A 25,963-nucleotide genomic window follows, 5' to 3' on the forward strand; every position below is an offset into this window, starting at 1 on the left:
ATATTAGCTTATATTTTTGTATTATAGCACACATTATCGTCCAATTGGAGTTAAAATTATTTGTCTTGATTTAATAAAAAAGAATGAAAAACATAGTCTTATTTATATGCTACACTTTTTTAACGGTTTCTTGTAGCTCTTCGCAAGGAAAAAAATGGTCCAACTCAAGTAAAGAAATGGTTACCAAATTTGCAAAGACCATAACTAGTTACGAATTAAAAGAGATGCTTTACATCTACGCATCTGATGATTTTGAGGGTAGAAATACTGGAGAACCTGGACAAAAAAAAGCAGTAAACTTTATTAAGGACCACTATGTTGAGAATGGCATTTTATCACCAATAGCAATAGACGACTATTTTCAAGAAATACCGTCGTCTTACTTTAATAACCAAGTAAAAGATTCAGAAAACGTGTTGGCTTACATCAAGGGATCTGAAAAACCAGATGAAGTCATCATCATATCGGCTCATTTAGACCACATAGGCATATCTAAAAGTGGTGAGATAAACAATGGTGCTGATGATGATGGTTCGGGCACAGTGGCTATTTTAGAAATTGCTGAAGCTTTTCAAACAGCCGTTAAATCTGGTTATTCACCCAAGCGCTCAATATTATTTTTACATGTAACCGGAGAAGAGATTGGCTTATATGGTTCACGTTATTATGCCGATATAGACCCTGTTTTCCCTTTGGAAAACACCGTTGCCAATTTAAATATTGATATGATTGGACGTGTTGACCCCAAGCATGAAGACAAAGGTAATTACCTTTATTTAATTGGTTCGGACAAGTTAAGTAAAGAACTCCATGATCTATCCGAATTGGTAAACAAAACTTTCTTCAATTTAGAGTTTGATTACACCTATAATGATGATAACGACCCAAATCGTTTCTATTATCGTTCAGATCACTATAATTTTGCCAAAAACAACATTCCCGTTATTTTTTATTTCAACGGTACACATGCTGATTATCATAAACCCAGTGATACGCCCGATAAAATAAATTATGAATTTTTAGAAACCCGTGCCCGTTTAATTTTCCATACCGCTTGGGAATTGGCTAATAGAACAAATCGTGTGAAATTGGATTAAGAGTTACTTCTAAAGAAAACATACAATAAGCTTTTTGTTTGAAAAAATCTTATCTATTGGATGAGAGCTAAGTTTAATTTCAACTCCATTTGTTTACTACGATTAAGCTCAAAATAGTCTACAAAAAAAGTCCCTTGATAATACCAAGAGACTTTGTTAAGGGTGGAAGATCGGTCTCGAACCGACGACCTCCTGAACCACAATCAGGCGCTCTAACCAACTGAGCTACAACCACCATGTAAATCGCATTATAAATGCGAGTGCAAATGTAATTTATTTCGGTTTGTCTACAAAACCTTTTTTCAAAATTTTAAAAGCTATTTTAAATTAAATAAGCTGTCTACGGCTACATAGCGCTCTACATTAAACCCTTCGGCATATTCAACTCCAATTAAACGCCCCATATCCCTGGCCCTGTATTTCACACTATCGGTAAAATTTTTGCTCGAAATTGGTGTTTCAGGTTCAATACTATTTTCATTATAAAATTGTGTTTTATACGCTAAAACCGCTTCCATCTTTTTATCCATGAACCCTGTAACATCTACAACAAAATCAGGCACTAGGTTTTTCCATTGAATGTAGTGATATACCTGTTTAGGACGCCAGGGGTCTTGCCAAACATCATCAACTTCATCTTTGGTATCAATCTTTAAAAGACCACTTAAAAAACAAGCATCACTAACTAATTTACTGGCTTTACCATGATCTATATGTCGATCATCTACAGCATTACACAACACGATTTCTGGCCTGTATTTGCGTATCATTTTAATTAATGCAATTTGGTGGTCCTTATCGTTAACGAAAAAGCCATCGGCAAATTCCATGTTAATACGAAAAGATACCCCGAGTACCTGCGATGCATGTTCAGATTCTTCTTCCCTAGTCTTAACAGTTCCTCGCGTTCCTAATTCACCACGGGTTAAATCTATGATGCCCACCTTCTTGCCATGAGCAATTTCTTTAGCTATAGTAGCACTGCAACCCAGTTCTACATCATCTGGATGTGCACCTATAGCAAGTATATCAACTTTCATATATAATTTTGTTATATTTAAGGACACTTGATGCCAATTTAAGAAGAATTTTTATCAAAATTTTATTATGTCTTTACAGATTTTAATTCGTTCCACTTTATATTTCCTAAATATATTCAGAAATCTTAAAAAAAGCGATATTACTATTACGTTTTCGTATTTTTATTCAACACAAAAAACCCCAAACACCTAACAATCCTTGAAAAATGTGGCCTTAAACAAAAGAATGACATTCGTCATAATAATTAAGGGTGTTGGAAAGTAATTTTATCGAATAAAACAAACTACTTTTAGATATGATTTATTTAATGCTTACCATATTAGCTATTACCATAGGGCTTTTTGTTTGGGGCAAATTAACACCAGATATTGTAGCTCTCATATCTATGATAAGTTTGTACCTCACAGGCATATTAGATGCAACAGAAACCCTGAGTGGATTCAGCAATCCCACAGTTATTATGATTGCTGCATTATTTATTATAGGCGAAGGTATTGCGCAAACGGGTTGGACTGCCATGGCAGGTAAAAAGTTTGTGGATTGGGCGGGAAAAAGTGTACCAAAACTATTGGTAATTGTTACTTTGGGTGCCGGTATCCTATCTGGCTTTGTAAGCAACACAGGAACCGTCGCCACATTAATGCCCTTAACTATATCTTCTGCTTGGAGTATTGGCACATTACCCTCAAAAATGTTAATGCCTGTTGCTTTTGGGTCCAATACAGGTGGATTATTGACCTTAACGGGAACACCTCCTAACATTATTGCCAGTAATGCTTTAGTAGATGCAGGTTTTAAAGGGTTTTCGTTTTTTGAATTTGGTTTAATTGGTTTACCGCTGTTAATTATCGCAATATTATACTTTAGATATATAGGCTACAAATTATTGCCTAAAAACAAAACCAACAACAAGCCTATTAATATTGAAACTACACTGCACAAATGGATTGAAGCTTATAAAATAGACAACGACTATTATAGGCTGCGTATAAGAAGTCTGTCGCCACTCATTAATACCAAGTTAGAAGACTGGCACATTGAAAAAAACTATAATGTTTCTATAATCCGATTAAAAAGAAGACATCCCAATATTCTAAAGGGCATCCATAGTTATGAAGAATTCCCTAGTAACGATACAGAACTTATGTATCATGACATTATAACCGTAAAAGGAGATACAGAAGCCATTAATACATTAATGATAAAATTCAGGCTAGGACTTTTACCTTTAGAACCTATTACAGATGAACTTAAAAATAACCTCATAAACCAAGAGGTAGGTATGACCGAGGTAATTGTTAATCCAAACTCAATCTTAGTTGGAAGACACTACAAATTAGGTGATTATTTTAATCGATATGGCATCCAACTATTGGCCGCTTCAAGGAATAACAAACCTTTGGAAGACAAAGAAATAACTGTTAAAGCAGGAGATGCTTTTTTATTACGAGGTACCTGGGAAGATATTGAAAACCTAAAAAAACAACACGAAAATCTAGTAATTATAGGAAGTCCCGAGGGTATGGCCAAAAATGTTGACAAACTAAATCTTAAATCCTATATAGCAATTAGTGCTCTTTTATTGATGATTGTATTTATGGTATTTAACATTGTACCAGGTGCTATTGCTGCTTTAATATCTGCGGGTGTTATTTTGTTAACTGGCTGTGTACCTATTACTAAAGCCTACAAAGGCATCAGTTGGACCAGTGTAGTTATGATTGCTGCTATGATACCTATGGGTATTGCTTTACAAAAAACGGGAACTGCCCAAGTAATAGCCAATGGCTTGGTAAACTATTTAGGAGCCATTCACCCAATAGTATTACTGGGTGGTGTTTTTATGTTAACCACAACTTTTAGTCAGGTTATTAATAATTCAGCAACAGCTGTGCTTATGGCTCCCATAGCCATATTAGCAGCAAGTTCCCTAAATTTATCACCAGAGCCATTTATGATTGCCGTTGCTATAAGTGCTTCAACGGCATTCCTCACTCCAATAGGCACCACAACAAACGCAATGGTCATGACTGCTGGAGGATATAAGTTTATGGATTATTTAAAAGTAGGAGCGCCTTTATTGTTCATTTTCTTAATGATAACACTAATACTAGTGCCATTAATTTGGCCTTTCTAAATAAAAAATTATTAATAAGAACCTTAAAATAAACACAAAATGAAAACTTCAGAAACCTTATTTAAAGACACAAGCTTAGAGCAATATGGTATAACGAATGTTAACGTTAACTGGAATTTAACGCCTGAAGAACTTCAAAAAATAACTGTTGAAAGAGGTATGGGAAAAGAAACTGCAAATGGAACCCTTGCCATTAATACCGGTAAATTTACAGGACGTTCACCTCAGGATCGCTTCCTTGTAAAAGATGATTATACAGCAGATAAAGTATGGTGGGGAAAAACTAACAAAGCCATATCTCCAGAAAACTTTGATAAACTTCAAAATGAAATTACAGCATACCTTTCTGGAAAAGAAATTTATGCTAGGGATGGTTATGTGTGTGCCGAACCAGAATACAGGACCAATATTAGGACCATAACAGAATACCCTTGGTCTAATATGTTTGTTTACAATATGTTTTTAAGACCAAGTGCTAAGGAACTTGAAAACTTTAAGGAAGATTGGCTCATTCTTTGTGCACCAGGGTACGAATGTCCAGATCCAAAAGCTTATGGAATACGACAAGGTAATTTTTCTATCTTGAACTTCACCAAAAAAATAGCTTTAGTTGGTGGTTCAGCTTACACAGGTGAAATGAAAAAAGGTATTTTCTCTGCTTTAAACCTCATATTACCTACCGAAAAGAATGTGCTTCCTATGCACTGCTCGGCTAACGTAGGCAAAAAGGGAGATACTGCTATTTTTTTCGGGCTATCTGGAACAGGAAAAACAACTCTTTCAGCAGACCCTGATAGAAAATTGATTGGTGATGACGAACATGGTTGGACGGCAGACAATACCATTTTTAACTTTGAAGGTGGGTGTTATGCCAAGGTAATTGACCTAACTGAGGAGAAAGAACCAGATATTTTTAGAGCAGTAAAGCCAGGTGCATTGCTTGAAAATATTGTATTTAAGGATAATGGAGAGCCAGCTTATGAGGACAGCACCATAACACAAAACACACGTGTAAGTTACCCAATATATCATATTGACAATATTCAGGAAACACTTTATGCTAACAATCCGAAAAACATATTTTTCTTAACCTGTGATGCCTTTGGTGTACTCCCCCCTGTTTCTAAATTAACTCCAGGTCAAGCCGCATACCACTTTATTTCTGGTTATACTGCTAAAGTTGCTGGAACTGAAGCTGGAATTACCGAACCTGTACCATCGTTCTCCGCTTGCTTTGGAGAGCCTTTTATGCCATTACACCCAACTGTTTATGGTGAAATGTTAAGTAAAAAAATGCAAGAAGCGGGTGTAAACGTTTGGTTAATTAACACTGGATGGAGTGGTGGCCCTTATGGTGTTGGTTCTCGTATTAAACTAAAATATACTAGAGCTATGATTACCGCAATACTTAACGGTGATTTAGATGGCGTGGATTATGAGCAAAACTTTATTTTTGGGTTATTTATGCCTAAATATTGTCCTGGTGTACCTACCGAAATTTTAGACCCAATGAACACTTGGTTACAAAAAGGTCAATATATTGGTAAGGCTATACAATTAGCTCATTCATTCCACCTAAACTTTGAAAAATTTGCACAACAAGCTACAGATCAAATTATTGAAGGTGGACCACTAATTGATGAACACCATCATTTACATGAACACTTTTAATAGGTTCTTATTAACCGTAAAAGGAGCTCTATAACGAGCTCCTTTTTTAAATTGTTAAAACTATTTTAGTTTTTAGAACAATAAAAGCTTTCAATCCCATAAATTTGAAAACAGTGAAAAAAACCACAATATTACTAGGCGTTTTATTAACTGCATGTTATAGTTATGCACAGATTAATCCCGAAGATAAATGGGCTACATGGTACGGTTTGGGAGGAAATTATCGGATTTCCGAAAAATCAAGCATTGAAACTTTCACATATTTATGGCATTATGAGTTAAACGACAATTTTAATTTCTTGTTATTAAATTTTGGATACAACTATCATTTTAATCCAAAACTAACAGGAACAGTTTTTTGGGGATATGCTGATATTGATAGTGAAATGAATATGAGTTCTCCTCACAGTTCTGAAATACGTTTAGCCGAACAAGTTGCGTTTAAGCATAAATTGAGTACAATACCCTTAGACCATAGGTTTAGAATTGAGCATCGTTTTCTTAGAAAACCTAACTCAAAACAAAACGTGGCTCGCCTTCGCTATCGCTTAGGCACAAAATTTAATTTGAACAAGATTTTATTTGTTCGTATTCACAATGAAATATTGCTTTCTCCTAAATTAGAAAACTCTTCTGAAAACAGATTTTATTCCGGACTGGGTTTTAACATTTCCAAATCCAATAATATCCAATTGGGTTATATGAACAGAAATACCCCAAACAAGGACAATTTACACCGAATACAAATGGCACTCTTTATTAAAATTGATTTTCGAAAAAATAAAAATTAATCTACTGGGGATTTATAAATCTTTTAATTTCTATTGTCTGCAATTAAACCACCACCGCCTTCCAATATCCCTTTTTAAACCAAATTATAGCAATAATGGCAATCAATACTTCGGCAACTGTAATAGCCCAAAACACACCTGAAGGTCCAAAATCTAAAGTAATAGCCATAACATAGGCAAACGGCAACTGTAATAACCAAAAGCACACAAAATTAATATAGGTAGGTGTCTTGGTATCTCCTGCCCCATTAAATGCATTTATGACCACCATACCATAGCCATAAAAAATATAGCCTGCAGCTATAACCCGTAAGCACAAACTACCGTACTTAACCACATCTGGAGTTGTATTAAACAACACAATAATTTGAGGCGCAAACACCAAATAAACCACAGAAACAAAACCCATAAAAACAGCACTGTACTTGCCCGTTTTCCATACCGACTGTTCCGCACGATCTGGTTTTTTAGCACCCAAATTTTGCCCAACTAAAGTAGCCGCTGCATTGCTCATACCCCAAGCAGGCATCATTGTGAACATCATTACACGAATAGCAATTGTATAACCAGCTAATACTTCACTGCCAAACTCACTCATAATGCGCATTAAAAATACCCAAGATGATGTTCCAATTAAAAACTGCCCTATTCCTCCCAACGACACCTTTATTAAGTTAAACATCACTTTAAACCTCAATACCAAATCGTTTAATCCAATTTTAATTTTGCTATAGCCTATAAACAAAATAACCAACTGGAAAATCACAGCAGTTCCCCTACCAATGGTTGTTGCTATAGCAGCTCCTTTCACACCAAATTCAGGAATTGGCCCAAAACCAAAAATTAAAATAGGATCAAGAATAATATTAAGCCCATTTGATAAGACCAAAGTCCACATAGCTACCGAGGCATCTCCTGCTCCCCTAAAAATAGCATTGATTAAAAATAATAACATAATGGTTACGTTACCTCCCAATAGCACCTGTGCATAACCATAACCCTCGGCAATTAAATCTGGTTCACCCCCCATTAACTCCAAAATATGTTTAGGATAAATAATTCCAATAGCACTAATAATCGCAGCAATAAATACGCCTAAAAAAATAACTTGCACTGCTGCATTTGATGCGCCTTTTAAATCTTTTTCTCCTACCCGTCTAGCTACAACGGCCGTTGCTGCCATGCTTAATCCTATGGCAACAGCATACACCAAGGTTATTACAGATTCCGTTAAACCTATGGTGGCTACTGCATTCACACTTACTTGGGAAACATATAAAATGTCTACCAAAGCAAAAATGGATTCCATGAGCATTTCTAAAATCATGGGAATCGACAACATAAAGACAGCTTTTCTAATACTTCCTGATGTAAATTCCTGTTCTTTACCTGTTACAGCAATTTTAAAATATTGAAAAAGTTGTTTTAAAGTGATTTTACCTGATTGCATTCTTAAAAATTGTAAACATATTAACACACCAAACCCTCTACCGTTTAGCTCATTTTTTGCTCGAGAGAACCCCGATGCACAACAGAAGTCGACTTAAACAATCATAAGTAACAAATATGGAGAATTAATTTAAATCTTCAAAATACTTTTTTACGGTTTCTTGCAATGTGTATCTTCGCATAAAATAATTTCAACCTTTTATAAGTCTTTTCAATAACTTAATAACCAACAATCAGTAATCTAAAATGCTTAAAGCTGTTATTTTTGATATGGACGGTGTTATTGTCGACAGTGAACAACTACACCGCAAAGCCTATCAACGTATGTTCAAAGACGTGAACATTGATGTTAGTGATGCTCTCTACGAATCTTACACAGGGCAAGCTACCTTACCTATTTGTAAGCACTTATGCCAACATTTTAACTTAAATGAGCAACCCGAAACTTTAGTTGCTTTAAAGCGTAAGCACTACAAATATTTGTTCGACAACGATACTAGTTTTAAACTTATTGATGGCGTTTTGGATCTAATCAAGAATTATTACAACAACGGACTAACATTAGTATTGGGTTCCTCGGCATCGATGCCCAATATTGAACGTATTTTTGAACGTTTTGACTTAGACCGGTACTTTAAAGCAAAATTGAGTGGTGCCGAGTTAAAGGAATCGAAACCTCATCCCGAAATTTTTATCAAAGCTGCACAATCTTCTGGATTTAACACTAACGAATGTATGGTTATAGAAGATTCAACCAACGGTATTAAAGCAGCTAAAGCAGCCCAAATTTTTTGTATTGCTTACGATAGTGAGCACTCAAAAAACCAAGATTATACGGAAGCAGATATTGTCATTTCCGATTTTAAGGATATTTATTTTAATACCATTAATACTTTATTGACCTAATTTGTTTTATATAGGTCGTACTTAGCTAACTCTAATTCAACTATAGCCTCCCATTTTTCCTGAACTTCCTTTTTATCTCCCCGCTGAGTTTCGTAATCGTACTCTTCCTGACGGTCTTGCCACTGCTTTTTTATATCATGAAATATTGACATAGCTTTCGAACTATTTTTCATTGAAACATTAGCATCACTAAACGCTTTTCTTAACATTCTAGAATAGATTTCGGTAATATCGAAATGAATTTGTTCATGTCTTAAAACATAGTCTGATTTTCCTTTTGGTAATACCCAGCTACCATGATTAATAAAAATCGTTCTAACAAAAAGTTTGCCGTCTTTAAAAGGGTTTATACTACTAGGCTCAAAAATAATAGCAGAATTAGTTACGGCTAATGCCTTTGGAAAGTTTTCAATATTTGGAATTCCCTTAAAATCATCCCATATTAACTTCCTGTCGGGAGACCATTCAATTTCTTTCTCATACTTTTTTACTTGACCTACCTTATAAATTTTTGCCCATAACCTATCACAAGTACTCCATTTATCTGCACGTTTGTGTTTTGTTAATTTAATAAGGTTAGCTCCTACTTTCCTTGCTAAAATTTTTAAATTATGAATATTTTCATAATACGAACAATTATTGGACAATCCATTGTCAATAGCTTTTATTTCTCCAATGGGATCTTCGCTTATTCCTTGTTCATCATAAATATCAAGAACAACAACCAACTCATTTTCAGGTAATCCAGGTAATTTTTTAAAGATATTACTTCGCAATTTTGGTGAGCAAGAGCATACAATTACAAATAATAGAGCAATAAAAAGTAGTTTCAAACTTTTATAATTATTGTTCTTTGTAATATTTCACGAAACCCTTATAGCTAAAAAACCCTAGCAGCCCCACCAATGTAACTGCGATAGCTATAATTTTAAAACTATCTAATTGCTGTCCAGACTGGTACGAGTGCAATCCTGCTAAATAAAAGTTCACGCCAAAGTAAGTAAAGATTATAAACGAGATGGCTATAACAGAACATAGGTTAAAAATCCAGCGACCTCTAAGCCCAGGAACCAATCTCATATGTATAACAAAGGCATAAATCATGATACTTATAAGCGCCCAAGTTTCCTTTGGGTCCCAACCCCAATAGCGTCCCCAACTTTCGTTGGCCCACATACCACCCAAAAAGTTTCCGATGGTTAACATAACCAAGCCAACGGTTAAAGCCATTTCGTTTACTATAGTCAGCTCTTTGATGTTCAAGTCCATCTTTACCTTATTCTTAGCAGTAGTTAACACCATAAGAAATAAAGACACCACACCTAAAATCATACCCAAAGCAAACGGACCATAACTGGCTACAATAATGGCTACATGTATCATAAGCCAATAACTGTTTAAAACAGGCTGTAAGTTTCCAATGTCGGGATCCATCCATTGAAAATGCGCCACCATTAATAACATAGAGGTTACAAAAGCGGCAGCAGCCATTGTTAAGCTACTTTTTCTTCCAAAAATCAACCCAAACAACATGGTTGCCCAGGCCACATATATCATGGACTCGTATGCATTACTCCATGGCGCATGGCCCGATACGTACCAGCGTGTAATTAATCCGGCCAAGTGTAGAACAAACAACCCAACTATAATCCATTTTAAAACCTTTACAGTTGCTACTATGTACTTACTTTTATCTTTTAATATTTGAACAATGAGTAAAACAAACATTAAGCTACTGGCATACATGTACCAGCTAAACAATTTTTTAAAAATATCGTATTTATTGTATAATACTTCAGTATGTATCTTATCGTCATTTAACATAACTTCCGATCCATATTTATGTTGGGTTTTCTTAAAAGCATCCAACAGTTTTTCTGCTTCTGAAAAATCTCCGGTTTGTTTGGCCTTATTAAGGGTATACAAATAAGCCTGAAAACCATTTTTTATAAAGTTACCATATAACGAATCCTTAATTTTATGGATTCCCATTTTGTAATCGTGAGAGGTAATCCAGGTATTATTTTCGTCATTGGGAACAGGAAATAATCGCAACGACATGCCTTCAATTGCATTATAAAGCAAGTTAACCTTATTATAGGCTTGCTGTATTTCTTTTTGATAACCATTGGGCTTGGTCGTATTAAAGGCGTCTTCTAAATAGGGCTGCAGCTTAAAGTCTCCCCGTTCTGTAAAGAAATCGGCTAAGGTCACATATTTATCCTCTACACTAGTACCTATTATATGCCTTATGGTATCGGCCTTTTTCTTTGCCAAATAAATAACCGGTACATTGTACCAGAGCTTTGGACTTTCTTGAATCGATAAAAATACTTGATGGGCATCAAACCCTCCATAAATGTCATGCTTACTTATTTTTCGAAGCATTTCGGAAGCATAGGTACTCACCGGTTTCATACGTCCGTCATAATCCTGAATTACCAAATGGGCAAAACGCTCGGCATGTTCTTTAGGCGTTATGTTCGCTATTAAAATGGAGTCTATCTGTGCCTTTGTGGGTATGTGTTGCCCTTGTGAATGCAAGCCGTGGTTATCATCCTTATTTTCTTGATGGCCTTGTGAAAATCCATAAACCCCCAAAAACAACAATAAAATTGTAATAAGTTTTGCCTTTTTGGCTTTAGCTTTTTTAAGCTGTTTCCTTAAATCTGAAAATCTACTGCCTTTTGTAAATAAAATAGCCAATAAGCCCAAATAGAGCATAAAATAACCAATATAGGTAAACAAGGTACCCCAATAATCATGATTAACAGAAAGAATAGTTCCCTTTTCATCAGGGAAAAAACTAGATTGAAAAAAACGATACCCTCTATGGTTTAAAATATTGTTCATGTATATTTTATAATCGAAGGTCCCTTCCTTTTTATCAAAAACCGTCACATCGCTGGAATAGGCTGAATTGATATTGGACCCTGGGAATTTATCGGCTACAAAATCATTTAGCTTAATTGAAAAGGGTAACTTTAAGGTCTTGGCTCCATACTTAAAGGCAAAATCGAGACCTCCCAACTTCATTTGCTTAAAACCATTGTCAATACCTTGTCCGCCCAATAAACCAATACGCTTGCTTTCTCCATTAGTGGTTACTTTTAACACCACCCCATCGGTGTCGTTCTTTAGAATTTGAGATTTTGGAACGACATCGAAAACACCCTTAATAACAGGTTTAGGAAACACCATTTGCATATTACCAATCACATAGCGCGAACGCAAATGTAAGGGCTGCAAACTATCCTTAACCAATTGTCCTTTGGTCATTGTAGCCATTGTCATGTACTCCCCTTCAAACGGTGAATTAATACTTAATGAGTCGCCTTGGTAAGTTATATTTACAGCGCCTTTGGTTGGTTTATTAAGTGCAAAAAGGATATTGTGGATACTGGCTACCTGGCCTACCTTTAAAAAATGGTTGTGTGAACCATTGGCTCCAGCCTCTACCATTTTAAGATATGCTTCACCATTCTCATCTGGAATAATATCTTCTTCGGCTCCAACAATAAATTTTTCCAGCTCGATGGTTACTGGCTGTTTATTATACTTTGTATTTATTTTAAAATGGTTATCCAATCGAGGAGAAAAGTCAACTTCACTTTCAATGGGAAGCCTTTGCGGCAAACCATCAATCATATAATCTCCATCAATATAAGTTGTTATATATGTTTTTTGTGACAAAAATGTATTTTTCGTTGCCCCTTCCCTAATGGCCATCATACCTTCAAAACCTATATATCGTGTGATTAATGCACCAAGCAAAATGAATATAAATGCAAAATGCAGGATAAAAGTTGCCCACTTTTCCTTTTTAAATAAACGATACCTAAAAATGTTCCCTATAAAATTAATCACAAAAAACACCATAATAGCCTCGAACCACCAAGCATTGTATATCAAGCTTCTAGAGTAGGGCGTTGGCGAGGTTTCCTGTCCGGCATCCATGAAAGTACCTGTAGCCATGGCTGCTGCGAAAACAATAAATAAAATAGCGGTAAGTTTTGTAGAAAAAAGAATTTTAGTGAGTTTTTCTTGCATGATATACCCATTTTAAGGTCGTGCAAATTTACATATTTCAATTTAGTTTAAGATGTTAAAATTAAGTATAGTTAATGATCGTTAGGTAATTGACATTTTACAACAAATTCTCAAGTTTTTCCTTTTTATAATTTTTGGGTTTATACAAATTCCCATTAAAGCCTTAAAAATCTATTGAAGTACTCTTAAAATAACCTAATACAAAGAACATATTCTACCTAATTACTTCTGGCTTCAAAAATCTTTAAATATAAAAACGTTGCCATTTTTCTAGCCCTACGTTTGGCATTTTCAGCATAGTCACCTTCAAACAATCCATCAATAGTTTGAATCCATAAATTTAACCAAAGCCCAAAATGACGCTCGGTAATAGCATGGCCATGGGCTTTATCAACTTCAACATGTACCTCTAAAGGATTGCCTAAATATCGTGTTTTTAAAAACAGACTAGATTCCCAAAAGGTGGTGAGATTATCTAAATGAACGTCCCAATCTTTAATGGTTTCATTAAAAAAAGGCCCTAATTCTTTACTAAGCCTTATTTTTTCATAAAATGATGATACCAATAAATAAACATCCTCTCGTGTTTTTATGTCTTTCTTTTGCATAAGCACAAATATAGCCTTAATCTCAATTAATAACCCACATAATCGGTTTTTAAATACCGTATTATTACCTATTTTAGCACCATGATTTCGGTAATCCTTCTTGGCGCCGGTAATGTCGCCACCCATTTATTCAAGGCTTTAAAAAAAGCTGAAAATATAACTGTTACACAATGGTATAATAGGCGATTTAAATCCATTAGTATTTATCAGAACACTATTGAAGTTACTGATAACTTAAACGCTTTAAAAGAAGCCGACATCTATATTCTAGCAGTAAGTGATGATGCCATTGCCGAATTATCATCCCAACTACCTTTTGAAAATAGGCTGGTACTGCACACATCAGGTAGTGTAAACGTACATGATATGGACAAGAAAAACCGACGTGGTGTACTATATCCGCTCCAAACCTTTAGCAAAAATGCTGAAATTGACTTTAGCAATGTGCCTATATGTATTGAAACGCTCCATAAACCAGATTACCATACGGTAAAGCAATTGGCTATTGGCTTAGGCAGTCCAACAAAGAAAGTGAATAGTGACCAACGAAGGGCATTACATATGGCGGCCGTTTTTGTTAATAATTTCACCAATCAGTTATACCGTATCGGACATGAAATTACCGAAACCCAGGGTGCTGAATTCGAGCTTTTAAAACCGCTCATTATGGAAACCGCAAAAAAAGTGCAGACCATCTCGCCCTATATGGCTCAAACGGGGCCTGCAAAACGAGGTGATGAAAACACCATTAAAATACACTTAAATCAGTTGACCAACAAACAGCATCAAGAGATTTATAAACTGCTAACCTCATCAATCCAACAAACACATGGAAGAAAAAAGCTATAAAGAATATTTAGAACACATTACCACCTTCATTTTTGATGTTGATGGTGTTTTAACTGATGGGTCGGTTATTATAGCCACTAATGGCGATATGCTTAGGACTATGAATATAAAAGATGGTTACGCCATTAAAACTGCTATTAATAAAGGCTATAACATTTGCATTATATCAGGTGGAACGAATGAAGGTGTGCGTTTACGCTTAAAAGGCTTAGGCGTTAAAGATATTTATTTGGGCGCCCATAACAAAATTGAGCAGCTTAATGACTACTTAAATAAAAATAGTATTAAACGGGAAAATGTGCTGTACATGGGTGATGATGTTCCCGATTATCCAGTTATGAAAATGATTGGTCTTCCTTGTTGTCCGCAAGATGCAGTACCTGAAATAAAGGCCATTTGCAAATATATTTCACATAAAAAAGGAGGTAAAGGCGCCGCTCGTGATGTTATTGAACAAGTTATGAAAGTACAAGGTAAATGGAACGGCAATTATGATGCAAAATACGACTAGTTTTTAATCACAGTAAACATTAATAAGCTTATTTGACCCGAAATAAAAGAAGACATAGAACAGGCTTTGGATATATTGGATTTGGCAACAACCATAACGTGTTTAACCAAACCAATAACAAAGCATTTTCTTCTTTAAAAGACAAGCTAAATAAAGAAACCTATTACCGTTTTCAGCTTCACTTCTCACACCATAAGCTTACCCATGCCGAAAGACAGTTAATTAAAAATAAAATAAGAAAATCGGAAAAAAAAAAATACGAAAAGCTTTTATCTTCTTTGGTATCGCTATGCTGATTTTAGGTTATTTTATTAAATTGGCTCTCGATAATTTTGTTTCACGATAATAATTGTTGAACAGGTTATACTAAAACCTAAAACCTTGAACTTCTTTAACCTTATTCGTTATAAAAACTTATTAGTGATAGTCCTAACACAATTACTGGTAAAATATGCAGTTTTAGAACCTTTTGGAGTTAATACCAGCTTAGATATTTTTAGCATTTCTTTATTGATACTTTCTACGGTTTGTATTGCTGCTGCCGGAAACATTATAAACGACATGTACGATGTGGAAACCGATACTATAAACAAACCAAGTAAGGTTATTATAGGTAAACACATTTCAGAAAAAGCAGCATTTAATCTGTTTGTTGCGTTAAATCTGGTTGGCGTTTGCATTGGATTTTATATATCCCATCTTCTTGGAAAAAGTGCTTTTTTTTCGGTATTTGTCATTATTTCAGCATTGCTTTATGTCTATGCCAATTATTTAAAACGTCTGTTTTTAATAGGCAATATTGTTATCTCCATTTTGGTGGCATTAAGCCTTTTAATCATAGGCCTATTTGACCTCCTTCCAGGAATCACGCCCGAAAACCAACATATTCAGTTATCCGTTTTTAAAATCATATTCTATTATGCGACATTTGCCTTCATTATTAACTTAACACGTGAAATGGTAAAAGATATTGAAGATATTGAAGGAGATTCCAAATCGGGCATGCTCACCTTGCCCATTGTTATAGGCGCGACCAAAGCCAAACGTGTGGTTTTTGCACTAATAGTTATTACCATAATCACCATTTCATATTATGTAATCCATTTACTGTACAAAAACCTTATCGCCTCAGGTTATTTTTTACTATTCATCATCGGTCCATTGATTTATATTTCTATTAAATCATTAAGTGCATCGACAAAACAGCACTTTCACCATATAAGTACTGTACTGAAACTGGTTATGGTTTTTGGATTACTTTCTTTACTTTTATACAAGTATATCCTTTTAAAATAATGCTTAACGACAACCTAAAAAACCATCATATTATATTAGCTTCAGGTTCGCCAAGACGACAGGAATTTTTTAAAAATTTAGGACTCGATGTTGAAATTCGTTTAAAACCTATCGATGAAACCTATCCCGATAGGTTGGCCCATTTTGAAATCAGTAACTATCTGGCACAATTAAAGGCGATACCGTTTAAAGGTGAATTACAAACCAATGACATCCTAATAACCAGCGATACTATTGTTTGGCACAATAACATGGCTTTAGGAAAGCCAAAAGATAAAAACGAAGCTTTCAAAATATTAAAATCATTAAGCAATAAAACCCATGAGGTAATTACATCGGTTTGCTTTACTACACCTACTTTTGAAAAAACTGTTCACGACATCACAAAAGTGACCTTTAAAGCATTATCTGATGACGAAATAGACTATTACATCGAAACCTGTAAACCTTTTGATAAAGCAGGAGCTTATGGTGTACAGGAATGGATAGGACAAATTGGGGTTACCCAACTGGAAGGTTCTTATTTTAATGTTATGGGACTCCCTACCCATCTTGTTTACAAAACCTTAAACGATATTGCATTAGCGTCTTAAGTTTATAACTTTACGAAAAACAAATAACATGTTAAAAAACATTGGCATAACCAAAATATTATGTTGTAGTACACTCGGCTTAATTACATTATTTACCTCTTGTAAAAAAGCAACTCCAAAAAAGATGCTGGCAAAAAACTGGGAAACAGAGTTTATCGTTCGTAAAGATTTTAATGGAGGTACATTATCTAAAGCATTCAAGAACTATTGGTATTCCGGCGAAGCAGAAATTTCCTCTTACAATCTGGAACAAGCCCGCTATGGTGAAATAAGACAGGGGAAAGCCGTTTTAATCTATGTTACCGAAGATTTCTTAAATAATAAACAAGTGAAAGCCGAAAGCAGTAACAGCAATAGCATACCCGTTTTAAAATTAAATGCCACTAAAAAATTCAATACGGGCATTTATCCGTATACTGTGATGCAAAGTACCTTTTACCCTGTATCAAATACCTCTCATGCCCTAAAGGTATCAAGTTCTATGCAAGAATGGTGTGGTCATGTATATACCCAACTCAATAACAGGGATCAATTTGAAGTGACCTCCCACTCCTATTTTGAAAATGAAGCCGACCAACATTTTAAGATGCATAAAACCATTTTAGAAAATCAACTATGGACACAATTGCGTATCGATCCACAATCTCTGCCAATTGGTGACCAACAAATCGTTCCCGCTTTCGAATTTGCTAGGCTACGCCATGTTCCCATTAAAGCTTATAAAGCCAACACAATATTAAAAAACAATACCTATACTATAAACTATCTCGATTTAAACCGAACACTTAGCATCACTTTTAATCCTATGTTTCCATATGATATTCTGGAATGGAAAGAAACATATAAAAGTGGTTTTGGATCTAATGCAAAAATGTTAACCACAAAAGCAACAAAATTAAAGACCATAAAATCGGCTTATTGGCAAAAAAATAGAAATTTTGATGAAGTGTTAAGGGATACACTTCTACTGGACTAGAATCTGTTTATCTTTGTTAATATTTAACTTATTATTCAAAAATAATGTCTTCCGAAGAATTAACTCTTTTTGAAACACCAATAGGCAAGCTTATAATAACTGGCATAGTTATTATATCACTTTTAATTATTAGAGCTATAAGCAACTTGGCCATTGCTAAAGTTGCTCGGAAAAATGGTATCAATGAGGCTCGTATTAGACTTATGCAACGTTATGTAACGGTGGCCTTATTTTTAATTGTCCTCTTGTTAGAAGCCTTAATATTTGGTACTGATCTTAATGATTTAGCCCTGGTTTTTTCTTCTGTTTTTGCTGTTTTGGGCGTTGGCTTATTTGCCATTTGGTCCATTTTAAGCAATGTTACCTCAGGTATTATTATGTTCTTTAATTTTCCCTATAAAGTGGGCGATAAAATTGAAATACACGACAAGGATTTCCCTATAACAGCGATTATTGAAGATATAAGGGCCTTTCAAATCCATTTACGACTGGAAAACGGTGATTTAGTTACCTATCCTAACAATTTAATGCTTCAAAAAGCCGTTACGCTACTTAAAAAAGATGCTATTGAAGATGATGGTGAGGCTGTATAAATATTTTTTATATTTATAACAGTTTAGATTTTCAAAATGGCAAAAAAGAGAACCCATCTATTTAAAAAGAAACTAGGACAAATTCCAGGCAGTATTATTTATACGGGTGAACGGGCCAAGGAAAAACTATTTATTGAAGTTTTTGATTATAACAAGGACCAGTACATTGAAAAGGAACTTCAAACGGTTGAGGAAAGTTTCGATTTTAAACTTTCAGACTCTACAACCTGGATTAACTTAAACGGGTTAAATCATGTTAGTGCCATTGAAACCTTGGGCGAAAATTATAATTTACACCCTTTGGTTTTAGAAGATATTGTAAACATTTCCCAGCGGCCAAAAATTGATGAACATGAAGGTTATCTATTCATTGTGGTGAAGATGCTATATTACGATAGCAATGAAAGAATGGTATCTGAACAGGTTAGCTTTGTTCTGGGGAAGCATTATGTTCTTACCTTTCAAGAAGCAGAAGGCGATGTTTTTGATGGGGTTCGTGATCGTATAAGACAGGCAAAGGGGCGGGTAAGAAACATGCAGGCCGATTACCTGCTTTACATTCTTATGGATGCTATTGTTGACCACTATTTTAGTGTGATTGAACTCTTGGGCAATAAGATTGAAGATTTGGAATCGGATATTTTTACAGGCAATATCAACGATGATGCTACCAAAAACATTCAAAATTTAAAACGGGAAATCCTCAGGGTACGCCGCTCTATTTTTCCACTTCGTGAAGTCATCAACCGTATAGAAAAAAATGAAAACACCCTCATCCATAAAAAAACCATTACCTACTACAGGGATATTTACGACCATTTAATACAGGTTTCAGAGAACATAGATATTTACCGTGAAATGATTTGGAGCTTAATGGATATGTACATGACCACGATAAGCAATAAAATGAATGAGGTGATGAAAGTACTTACCATTATGGCCTCTATTTTTATTCCACTCACCTTTATTGCCGGTATTTATGGTATGAATTTCAATTACATACCCGAACTACAATTTAAATATGGGTATTTTACTGTTTGGGGGGTTATGATTGTGATATTTCTGGCCATGCTCTATTATTTTAAAAGGAAAAAATGGTTATGATTTTTAAGTTAAAGAAACATTAAAAGCCTGCTAATCTCTCCATAACTTTGTTATATTTGACTATGAGCCAATCAAAGAAATTTATGCGAAGAGCCATTTTATTTGCTTTTATCACTGTTTTTTTTCTATCCTACGCACAAGCCCAAAAGCCAAATACACCATCCGCAATCGAAATTTATGAATCCCTACAGAAACTCAATTTCCTAGGTTCGGTTTTATATGTAGCTGCACATCCCGATGATGAGAATACCCGTCTTATTTCGTATATGTCTAATCATGTAAAAGCCCGCACAGGATATTTATCATTAACGCGTGGCGATGGCGGACAAAATCTTATTGGGCCAGAGTTAAGGGAACTTTTAGGGGTAATAAGAACCCAGGAATTATTGGCAGCGAGGCGAATAGATGGTGGTGAACAGCTATTCACCAGAGCCAACGATTTTGGCTACTCCAAGCACCCCGACGAAACCTTATCGATTTGGAACAAAGACGAAGTGTTAAGCGATGTGATTTTGGCCATTAGAACCTTTAAACCTGATATTATTATCAATCGTTTTGACCATAGAACACCAGGCACAACCCATGGCCACCATACCAGTTCCGCCATGCTTAGCATAGAAGCCTTTGAGCTATCGAATGATCCCTCCGTTTATCCAGAAACCTTAAAAAATGTGGGGACTTGGCAGCCCAAACGCCTATTCTTTAATACGGGATGGTGGTTTTATGGCAGTCAGGAAAATTTTGAAAAAGCCGATAAAAGCAATATGCTAAGTTTGGATATTGGGGTGTACTATCCATTAAAAGGTCTATCCAATAACGAAGTGGCTGCATTGGCCAGCAGCCAGCACCTTTGTCAAGGTTTTGGACGATTGGCACAACGGGGCTCCCAAAATGAATATATTGAATTTTTAAAAGGCGAACCTCTTATTGACAATGTCAATATCTTTAATGGTATAGACACCTCTTGGAACCGTATTAAAGGAGGAAAAGTCATAGGTGATATACTTTATAAGATTGAAAACAATTTCAATTTTAAAGATCCATCGGTACATATTCCACAATTAATGAAAGCTTATCAATTAGTACAAAATATTGAGGATACCCATTGGAAAATCTTAAAAACAAAGGAACTAAAGACTATAATTGAAATGTGTGCTGGATTGTATCTGGAAGTTTCAGCTGAAAATAATTGGGCAACACCAGGTGAAGACATCAAACTGGATATTGAAGTTTTAAACCGAAGCAATCTAGCTATAGAACTCATTACTATCAAAAACACGAACGGTTTAAAAATTTCAAAAAATATCAACCTTGAGGAAAATACCAAATATGTGTTTAACGAACCTTTAAAAATAGACAATCACCAAGAACCAACAAGTCCATATTGGCTTACGGAAAAAGGGTCATTGGGCATGTACAAAGTATCCGATCCAGAATTGATAGGCTTGCCCGAAACACCTAGGATTTTCAATTTGGATTTTAACCTTTTAATCAACAATATTCCAATTACAATTACCAAACCAGTAATATACCGCTATTCAAAACCCGATAAGGGTGAGCTGTACCGACCATTTGAAGTCATTCCTGAAGCTTCGGCAAAAATCACAGAAAAGGTTATTATTTTTGAAAACAATAAGCAACGGGATATATCAGTTGTGGTAAAGGCCGGACGTGACAATCTAATAGCATCGGTAGAAATAAGCCACCCCAACAATTGGAGTGTATACCCCAAAACACAAAAGGTAAATATTGCCAATAAGGGTGAGGAGCAAACACTTGTTTTCACCATTGTACCACCAAAAAGTCAAAGCGAAGGCCATATAAGTCCAATAATTCATGTTAACGACAAACAGTACTCCAAAGAACTTATAGAAATAGACTATAGCCATATTCCATTCCAAACCGTTTTGCTGCCCAGTGAAAGTAAAATAGTTCGGTTGGACATTAAAAAGAAAGGAGAAAACATTGCCTATATACAAGGGGCTGGTGATATGGTCCCTGAAAGTTTACGACAAATTGGGTATAATGTAAGGATTATAAAACCAGAAGATATTAACCCCGAAACCCTTAGTTTATTTGATGCCATAGTAATTGGTATTAGAGCCTATAATACCTTGGATATATTACCTTTTAAACAGCAGCAACTGTTCGATTTTGTTGCGCAAGGAGGTAATATGATTGTTCAATACAATACCAGTTACGGTTTAAACACCGAGCAATTAGCACCCTATAAATTAACGATTTCCAGAGATCGGGTGACCAACGAAAATGCCGAAGTAAGGTTTTTGGATCCTGATCACGAACTCTTAAATTATCCCAATAAAATTATACAAAAAGACTTTGAAGGCTGGACACAGGAACGCGGTTTGTATTTTCCCAATGCGTGGCACGATGCCTTTACCCCTATCCTATCTATGAACGATCCTAAAGAAACACCAAAGGATGGTAGTTTACTGGTTGCAAAATACGGCAAAGGCTATTATATATATACCGGACTTAGTTTTTTTAGGGAATTCCCGGAAGGTGTTTCCGGGGCTTACCGCTTATTTGCCAATATGCTGTCTATTGGCAAAAACACTGTAGAACTGGAAGCCAAACTAAACGACTAATTATGAACGATACCAAACCGTCTAATCCGAAATGGCTTAAGCTATATTCCTTGGTTTTAATAGCCAATGCCATTTACATCGTCATCTTCTATTTCCTAACCAAAGCCTTTTAACACATGCATCTACTTAATTGGATAGATTGGACTGTACTTATTATAACATTAATAGCTATTGTAACCTACGGTACCTGGCAAACTCGTGGAAGTAAAAATGTAAAGGATTATCTAAGAGGAGGCAATAATTCAAAATGGTGGACTATTGGTCTATCGGTAATGGCTACACAAGCAAGCGCAATTACCTTTCTTTCAACGCCGGGACAAGCCTTTTACGATGGCATGGGCTTTGTTCAGTTTTATTTTGGGCTCCCTATTGCCATGGTCATTATTTGTATGGTGTTTATTCCGTTGTATCACCGATTAAATGTCTATACCGCATACGAGTTTTTAGAAAGCCGATTCGATTTAAAAACTAGGACCTTAACGGCTCTTTTATTCCTAATACAACGCGGCTTAGCAGCAGGTATTACTATTTTTGCTCCTGCTATTATACTATCGGTAGTCTTAGGTTGGGACTTACTCACGCTTAATATCATAATAGGCTTATTAGTTATTATTTATACGGTTTCTGGAGGAACACGTGCCGTAAATGTGACCCAAAAACATCAAATGGTTGTGATTTTTATAGGCATGCTAGTGGCTTTCTTTATTATTGTTAGCAAACTACCCGAAGGCATAACATTTACCAATGCGCTCAAAATTGCTGGAGCTAGTGGAAAAATGGAAGTGTTAGATTTTTCGTTTAGCTTAAATAATCGATACACATTTTGGAGCGGTATTATAGGAGGAACCTTTTTAATGCTATCCTATTTTGGCACAGACCAAAGTCAGGTGCAACGCTATCTATCTGGAAAATCGGTTAGAGAAATGCAATTAGGACTTATTTTTAACGGCTTGTTAAAAGTACCTATGCAATTCTTTATTTTACTGGTTGGTGTTATGGTGTTTGTGTATTACCAATTTAACCAAGCACCCATCAATTTTAATCCAACAGCCACCGAACTCGTTTTAAATTCTGAACATGCCGATGCATATAAAGCCCTTCAAAACGAACAGGATATGCTTCTTAATGACAAAAAAAAGGTAATACATACCCTATTAAATTCTGAAAATACTGATCAGGTCCTTTTGAATTTAGAACATATTAATAACATAAACCAAGGGGTAAAAGATGAAGCCAAGCAACTTATCGAACAGGCAGCCCAAGCACAACAGGTAAAAGTGGAAAGCAACGATAAAGATTATGTCTTTATCCATTTTATACTCAATAACTTGCCAAGAGGGCTCATTGGGTTACTGTTGGCCGTAATTTTAAGTGCTGCCATGTCCAGCACTTCAAGCGAGTTGAATGCCTTGGGTTCTACCACAACCATAGATTTGTACATCCGCAATACTGGAGCAAAATCTGAAGCTGAAAAAGTTAAAGCCTCCAAATGGTTTACCCTTGTTTGGGGCTTAATTGCAATAGGTGTAGCCTGCATAGCCAATCTTGCTGAAAACTTAATACAATTGGTCAATATTATCGGTTCGATCTTTTACGGTAATGTATTGGGTATCTTTTTACTGGCTTTTTTCTTTAAATTTGTTAGGGGCAATGCTGTATTTATTGCAGCATTAATTACCCAAGGCATAGTTATTCTACTTTATTTTCTAAACGAGTATGGCATTATTAATTTACCTTATTTATGGCTCAATTTTGTAGGCTGTATTGTTGTTATTGTTTTAGCTTGTTTGCTACAATCCATTAACCATACCCGAAAAGCAATTTCTGTATAAAGACTTATTACATTTCTAGCTTATTGATATGCTGAAACCAGTCCAGTATAAAAAAGTATAGTTTTTAATGCTTTTAGTATGTTTTATTTGTCTTTACGTAAAGTTTGTTTTACTTTTGAGGAATCAATTTTAAAACGAACAGTTATGCAAACAAATTATTTATTGCCACATAAGTATAAAAAAGCGGGGTGGTTTTTATTTTCAATCGGAGTAATTACTGGATTATTATTTATGATTTTTGAACTTGAACCAGATTTCTTCAAAATCAAGGTAATACAAGCTTTTAATTCTGATACAGACTTTCAAGGGAATAAGGAATCCTTTTTTTCTATTATTAAAAATAATGTATTTGATGAGATAATTTCAATCTTCATAATAATTGGAGGACTCCTAGTAGGTTTTACCAAAGAAAAAATTGAAGATGAATTTATTTATAAGTTACGTAAAGACTCTTTGGTATGGGCAATCATTCTTAACTACTGTATATTGCTATTCACTATAATTTTTATTTATCAAGGGAATTTTCTAAATATAATGATTTACAACATGTTCACGCCATTACTATTCTTCATCATTCGTTTTAATTTCCTTAAACTAAAATCCAGAAGCGATGAAGAATAATCTAAAAGTTGAACGCGCCATACACAATATGACCCAAGCCGATTTGGCCGAATGTATTGGAGTTAGCAGACAAACCATTAATGCTATGGAAAAGAATAAATATGTACCATCGACGGTATTATCATTAAAAATTGCAAAACGCTTTAAAAAACCAGTGGAAACCATTTTCTTTTTAGAAGATGATGATTAAATAAAAAGGCGCAACTTGTAAAAGTTGCGCCTAAATATTTTCTAATCCTCTATAAATTCAAGAAAACTATATATTACATGGCTCCCCATTCTTTTAAGGAGTCTGTATTCATTTTAACATAATCTGCATTCCCGGCTTCTTCAGCATATTTAAGTGAAGACTTGGCTGCTGATATAGCTCCAGATTTGTCACCAGCCTTAGCATGAATTAGTGATTGTTGTCTTAGTATCCAAAAACGTGGTTGATCTTTGGTCATTTCAACAGCTTTGTCGATCCATTGTTTTGCTTTTTCTATATCCTTACCTTCCTGCAAGTAATAGAGGGCCGATTGAAAATAATCGTTAGGTCCAGGACCGCTCATTACATTATTTATACTTGCAAGTACAGCAGCATCGGTAGGTACCCCAAACGGTATGGCTAAATAGGTCTTTTCCCATATTAAATCGATTGTAGCACTGCTATTGGTAATGTTATTGATATCCAATGTAAACGTTTCCACATTAAACGGAACGGGATAAGATTTTACGGTTGCTTTAGCTGCTACATGCTGCTCATCAAATTCATTGGGTGTCCCAGAGTCTTTACCATCGTTATAAAATACAACTTCCCAAGATTCGGTGTTGGGCACGGTAAAAATAGAATACGATCCTGCTTTTAACGTTTGTCCGTTTATGGTCGCATCGGTACTAAAGGTAATTTTTGTTCTGGCATTGGCACCAGTTCGCCATATTTTACCGTAAGGCACCAAATCTCCAAAAACAGTTCTTCCCTTAACACCTGGTCGGGAATATTCTAAAGTCACATCGGTTAACCCAACTTTTTGCTCCAATTTGCAAAACGGACTGGGTGCTGGAGTTTGTACCTGAGCATTAACAGAATACATTGTAGAATAGGCGAGAAATAAAAATAGTAGTTTTTTCATTGTAATTTTTGATTTAAATTGGTTTTAAAGTCACTAAATTTAATAATTAAAAAAGGCTTTATTGTTAACAAAAGCTTAAAATAAGGTATTGTGTCTTTGTGAAAACTAGTCGTTATA

General features: G+C 35.1%; 23 protein-coding genes and 1 tRNA gene. 17 read left to right on the top strand and 7 right to left on the bottom strand.

Features of this window, described 5'->3' with window-relative positions:
- The first annotated feature begins 83 nt into the window (after positions 1-83).
- Complete coding sequence (locus MR053_RS13095; RefSeq protein WP_242132865.1) at positions 84-1,097, top strand: M28 family metallopeptidase; 1,014 nt, start codon at positions 84-86, stop codon at positions 1,095-1,097.
- Between the two features lie 160 nt (positions 1,098-1,257).
- Here MR053_RS13095 and MR053_RS13100 read toward each other — a convergent pair.
- Positions 1,258-1,333: transfer RNA gene (locus MR053_RS13100), tRNA-His, on the bottom strand.
- Positions 1,334-1,414: 81 nt separating this feature from the next.
- Positions 1,415-2,137 carry a bacillithiol biosynthesis deacetylase BshB1 gene (bshB1, locus tag MR053_RS13105; RefSeq protein ID WP_242132866.1) on the bottom strand — a complete coding sequence of 241 codons (723 nt, stop codon included), beginning with the start codon at positions 2,135-2,137 and terminating at the stop codon, positions 1,415-1,417.
- Positions 2,138-2,433: 296 nt separating this feature from the next.
- Between bshB1 and MR053_RS13110 the strand changes: the two genes are divergently transcribed.
- From MR053_RS13110 to MR053_RS13120, 3 genes are all read left to right on the top strand, one after another.
- Entirely contained in the window at positions 2,434-4,275 is a 1,842-nt protein-coding gene (locus MR053_RS13110) for an SLC13 family permease (RefSeq protein ID WP_242132867.1), read from the top strand.
- 39 nt (positions 4,276-4,314) lie between these two features.
- Positions 4,315-5,946 carry a phosphoenolpyruvate carboxykinase (ATP) gene (gene pckA, locus MR053_RS13115; RefSeq protein ID WP_242132868.1) on the top strand — a complete coding sequence of 544 codons (1,632 nt, stop codon included), beginning with the start codon at positions 4,315-4,317 and terminating at the stop codon, positions 5,944-5,946.
- Positions 5,947-6,059: 113 nt separating this feature from the next.
- Positions 6,060-6,737: a DUF2490 domain-containing protein gene (locus MR053_RS13120; RefSeq protein ID WP_242132869.1), complete on the top strand. Its 678-nt coding sequence runs from the start codon at positions 6,060-6,062 to the stop codon at positions 6,735-6,737.
- A 43-nt stretch (positions 6,738-6,780) separates the two neighbouring features.
- Here MR053_RS13120 and MR053_RS13125 read toward each other — a convergent pair whose 3' ends face one another.
- A complete protein-coding gene (locus tag MR053_RS13125; protein ID WP_242132870.1) occupies positions 6,781-8,187 on the bottom strand; it encodes an MATE family efflux transporter in 1,407 nt (468 codons plus the stop codon).
- A gap of 245 nt (positions 8,188-8,432) precedes the next feature.
- Between MR053_RS13125 and MR053_RS13130 the strand changes: the two genes are divergently transcribed.
- Entirely contained in the window at positions 8,433-9,092 is a 660-nt protein-coding gene (locus tag MR053_RS13130; RefSeq protein WP_242132871.1) for an HAD family hydrolase, read from the top strand.
- Here the strand turns inward: MR053_RS13130 and MR053_RS13135 are convergent.
- From MR053_RS13135 to MR053_RS13145, 3 genes are all read right to left on the bottom strand, one after another.
- Complete coding sequence (locus MR053_RS13135) at positions 9,089-9,925, bottom strand: DUF922 domain-containing protein (RefSeq protein WP_242132872.1); 837 nt, start codon at positions 9,923-9,925, stop codon at positions 9,089-9,091. The genes MR053_RS13130 and MR053_RS13135 overlap by 4 nt on opposite strands.
- 10 nt (positions 9,926-9,935) lie before the next feature.
- Positions 9,936-13,142, bottom strand: a complete 3,207-nt coding sequence (gene ccsA, locus MR053_RS13140) for a cytochrome c biogenesis protein CcsA (RefSeq protein ID WP_242132873.1) — start codon at positions 13,140-13,142, stop codon at positions 9,936-9,938.
- 218 nt (positions 13,143-13,360) lie between these two features.
- Positions 13,361-13,876 (bottom strand): group III truncated hemoglobin, encoded by a 516-nt coding sequence (locus MR053_RS13145; RefSeq protein WP_317221716.1) that lies wholly within the window; start codon positions 13,874-13,876, stop codon positions 13,361-13,363.
- Here MR053_RS13145 and MR053_RS13150 point away from each other — a divergent pair.
- The 12 genes from MR053_RS13150 to MR053_RS13205 all read left to right on the top strand — a co-directional run bounded on the left by MR053_RS13150 (position 13,832) and on the right by MR053_RS13205 (position 24,924).
- On the top strand, positions 13,832-14,599 hold the full coding sequence (locus tag MR053_RS13150) for a Rossmann-like and DUF2520 domain-containing protein (protein ID WP_242132874.1): 768 nt from the start codon (positions 13,832-13,834) through the stop codon (positions 14,597-14,599). The genes MR053_RS13145 and MR053_RS13150 overlap by 45 nt on opposite strands.
- A complete protein-coding gene (locus MR053_RS13155) occupies positions 14,580-15,110 on the top strand; it encodes a KdsC family phosphatase (RefSeq protein WP_242132875.1) in 531 nt (176 codons plus the stop codon). Before MR053_RS13150 ends, MR053_RS13155 begins: the two co-directional genes overlap by 20 nt.
- A 32-nt stretch (positions 15,111-15,142) precedes the next feature.
- On the top strand, positions 15,143-15,406 hold the full coding sequence (locus MR053_RS13160; protein WP_242132876.1) for a hypothetical protein: 264 nt from the start codon (positions 15,143-15,145) through the stop codon (positions 15,404-15,406).
- Between the two features lie 85 nt (positions 15,407-15,491).
- Positions 15,492-16,406: a geranylgeranylglycerol-phosphate geranylgeranyltransferase gene (locus MR053_RS13165; protein ID WP_255745077.1), complete on the top strand. Its 915-nt coding sequence runs from the start codon at positions 15,492-15,494 to the stop codon at positions 16,404-16,406.
- On the top strand, positions 16,406-16,999 hold the full coding sequence (locus MR053_RS13170; RefSeq protein ID WP_242132878.1) for a Maf-like protein: 594 nt from the start codon (positions 16,406-16,408) through the stop codon (positions 16,997-16,999). Before MR053_RS13165 ends, MR053_RS13170 begins: the two co-directional genes overlap by 1 nt.
- 28 nt (positions 17,000-17,027) lie before the next feature.
- Positions 17,028-17,975 carry a septum formation inhibitor Maf gene (locus MR053_RS13175; protein WP_242132879.1) on the top strand — a complete coding sequence of 316 codons (948 nt, stop codon included), beginning with the start codon at positions 17,028-17,030 and terminating at the stop codon, positions 17,973-17,975.
- 44 nt (positions 17,976-18,019) lie between these two features.
- Positions 18,020-18,568, top strand: coding sequence for a mechanosensitive ion channel domain-containing protein (locus MR053_RS13180; protein ID WP_242132880.1), 549 nt, complete (start codon positions 18,020-18,022; stop codon positions 18,566-18,568).
- Between the two features lie 36 nt (positions 18,569-18,604).
- The gene (corA, locus tag MR053_RS13185) at positions 18,605-19,672 is read left to right on the top strand and encodes a magnesium/cobalt transporter CorA (RefSeq protein ID WP_242132881.1); all 1,068 of its coding nucleotides are present in this window, start codon (positions 18,605-18,607) and stop codon (positions 19,670-19,672) included.
- An 83-nt stretch (positions 19,673-19,755) separates the two neighbouring features.
- The gene (locus MR053_RS13190) at positions 19,756-22,281 is read left to right on the top strand and encodes a PIG-L family deacetylase (RefSeq protein ID WP_242132882.1); all 2,526 of its coding nucleotides are present in this window, start codon (positions 19,756-19,758) and stop codon (positions 22,279-22,281) included.
- 116 nt (positions 22,282-22,397) lie between these two features.
- Complete coding sequence (locus MR053_RS13195; RefSeq protein WP_242132883.1) at positions 22,398-24,113, top strand: sodium:solute symporter; 1,716 nt, start codon at positions 22,398-22,400, stop codon at positions 24,111-24,113.
- A gap of 144 nt (positions 24,114-24,257) precedes the next feature.
- Complete coding sequence (locus MR053_RS13200) at positions 24,258-24,734, top strand: hypothetical protein (protein ID WP_242132884.1); 477 nt, start codon at positions 24,258-24,260, stop codon at positions 24,732-24,734.
- Positions 24,724-24,924 (top strand): helix-turn-helix transcriptional regulator, encoded by a 201-nt coding sequence (locus MR053_RS13205; protein ID WP_242132885.1) that lies wholly within the window; start codon positions 24,724-24,726, stop codon positions 24,922-24,924. Before MR053_RS13200 ends, MR053_RS13205 begins: the two co-directional genes overlap by 11 nt.
- Positions 24,925-24,997: 73 nt before the next feature.
- On the opposite strand, the gene MR053_RS13210 is transcribed toward MR053_RS13205, so the two are convergent.
- Positions 24,998-25,846, bottom strand: a complete 849-nt coding sequence (locus MR053_RS13210; protein ID WP_242132886.1) for a DUF2911 domain-containing protein — start codon at positions 25,844-25,846, stop codon at positions 24,998-25,000.
- Positions 25,847-25,963: the final 117 nt, after the last annotated feature.

The organism is Aestuariivivens marinum, assembly GCF_022662175.1.
Taxonomy (GTDB): domain Bacteria; phylum Bacteroidota; class Bacteroidia; order Flavobacteriales; family Flavobacteriaceae; genus Aestuariivivens; species Aestuariivivens marinum.

Excerpts from the sequence above, each read along its gene's own strand:
- MR053_RS13095 (WP_242132865.1), top strand. The coding sequence starts at position 84 with ATGAAAAACATAGTCTTATTTATATGCTACACTTTTTTAACGGTTTCT.
- bshB1 (WP_242132866.1), bottom strand. The coding sequence starts at position 2,137 with ATGAAAGTTGATATACTTGCTATAGGTGCACATCCAGATGATGTAGAA.
- MR053_RS13110 (WP_242132867.1), top strand. The coding sequence starts at position 2,434 with ATGATTTATTTAATGCTTACCATATTAGCTATTACCATAGGGCTTTTT.
- pckA (WP_242132868.1), top strand. The coding sequence starts at position 4,315 with ATGAAAACTTCAGAAACCTTATTTAAAGACACAAGCTTAGAGCAATAT.
- MR053_RS13125 (WP_242132870.1), bottom strand. The coding sequence starts at position 8,187 with ATGCAATCAGGTAAAATCACTTTAAAACAACTTTTTCAATATTTTAAA.
- MR053_RS13130 (WP_242132871.1), top strand. The coding sequence starts at position 8,433 with ATGCTTAAAGCTGTTATTTTTGATATGGACGGTGTTATTGTCGACAGT.
- ccsA (WP_242132873.1), bottom strand. The coding sequence starts at position 13,142 with ATGCAAGAAAAACTCACTAAAATTCTTTTTTCTACAAAACTTACCGCT.
- MR053_RS13150 (WP_242132874.1), top strand. The coding sequence starts at position 13,832 with ATGATTTCGGTAATCCTTCTTGGCGCCGGTAATGTCGCCACCCATTTA.
- MR053_RS13145 (WP_317221716.1), bottom strand. The coding sequence starts at position 13,876 with ATGGGTGGCGACATTACCGGCGCCAAGAAGGATTACCGAAATCATGGT.
- MR053_RS13155 (WP_242132875.1), top strand. The coding sequence starts at position 14,580 with ATGGAAGAAAAAAGCTATAAAGAATATTTAGAACACATTACCACCTTC.
- MR053_RS13170 (WP_242132878.1), top strand. The coding sequence starts at position 16,406 with ATGCTTAACGACAACCTAAAAAACCATCATATTATATTAGCTTCAGGT.
- MR053_RS13175 (WP_242132879.1), top strand. The coding sequence starts at position 17,028 with ATGTTAAAAAACATTGGCATAACCAAAATATTATGTTGTAGTACACTC.
- MR053_RS13180 (WP_242132880.1), top strand. The coding sequence starts at position 18,020 with ATGTCTTCCGAAGAATTAACTCTTTTTGAAACACCAATAGGCAAGCTT.
- corA (WP_242132881.1), top strand. The coding sequence starts at position 18,605 with ATGGCAAAAAAGAGAACCCATCTATTTAAAAAGAAACTAGGACAAATT.
- MR053_RS13190 (WP_242132882.1), top strand. The coding sequence starts at position 19,756 with ATGCGAAGAGCCATTTTATTTGCTTTTATCACTGTTTTTTTTCTATCC.
- MR053_RS13195 (WP_242132883.1), top strand. The coding sequence starts at position 22,398 with ATGCATCTACTTAATTGGATAGATTGGACTGTACTTATTATAACATTA.
- MR053_RS13200 (WP_242132884.1), top strand. The coding sequence starts at position 24,258 with ATGCAAACAAATTATTTATTGCCACATAAGTATAAAAAAGCGGGGTGG.
- MR053_RS13205 (WP_242132885.1), top strand. The coding sequence starts at position 24,724 with ATGAAGAATAATCTAAAAGTTGAACGCGCCATACACAATATGACCCAA.
- MR053_RS13210 (WP_242132886.1), bottom strand. The coding sequence starts at position 25,846 with ATGAAAAAACTACTATTTTTATTTCTCGCCTATTCTACAATGTATTCT.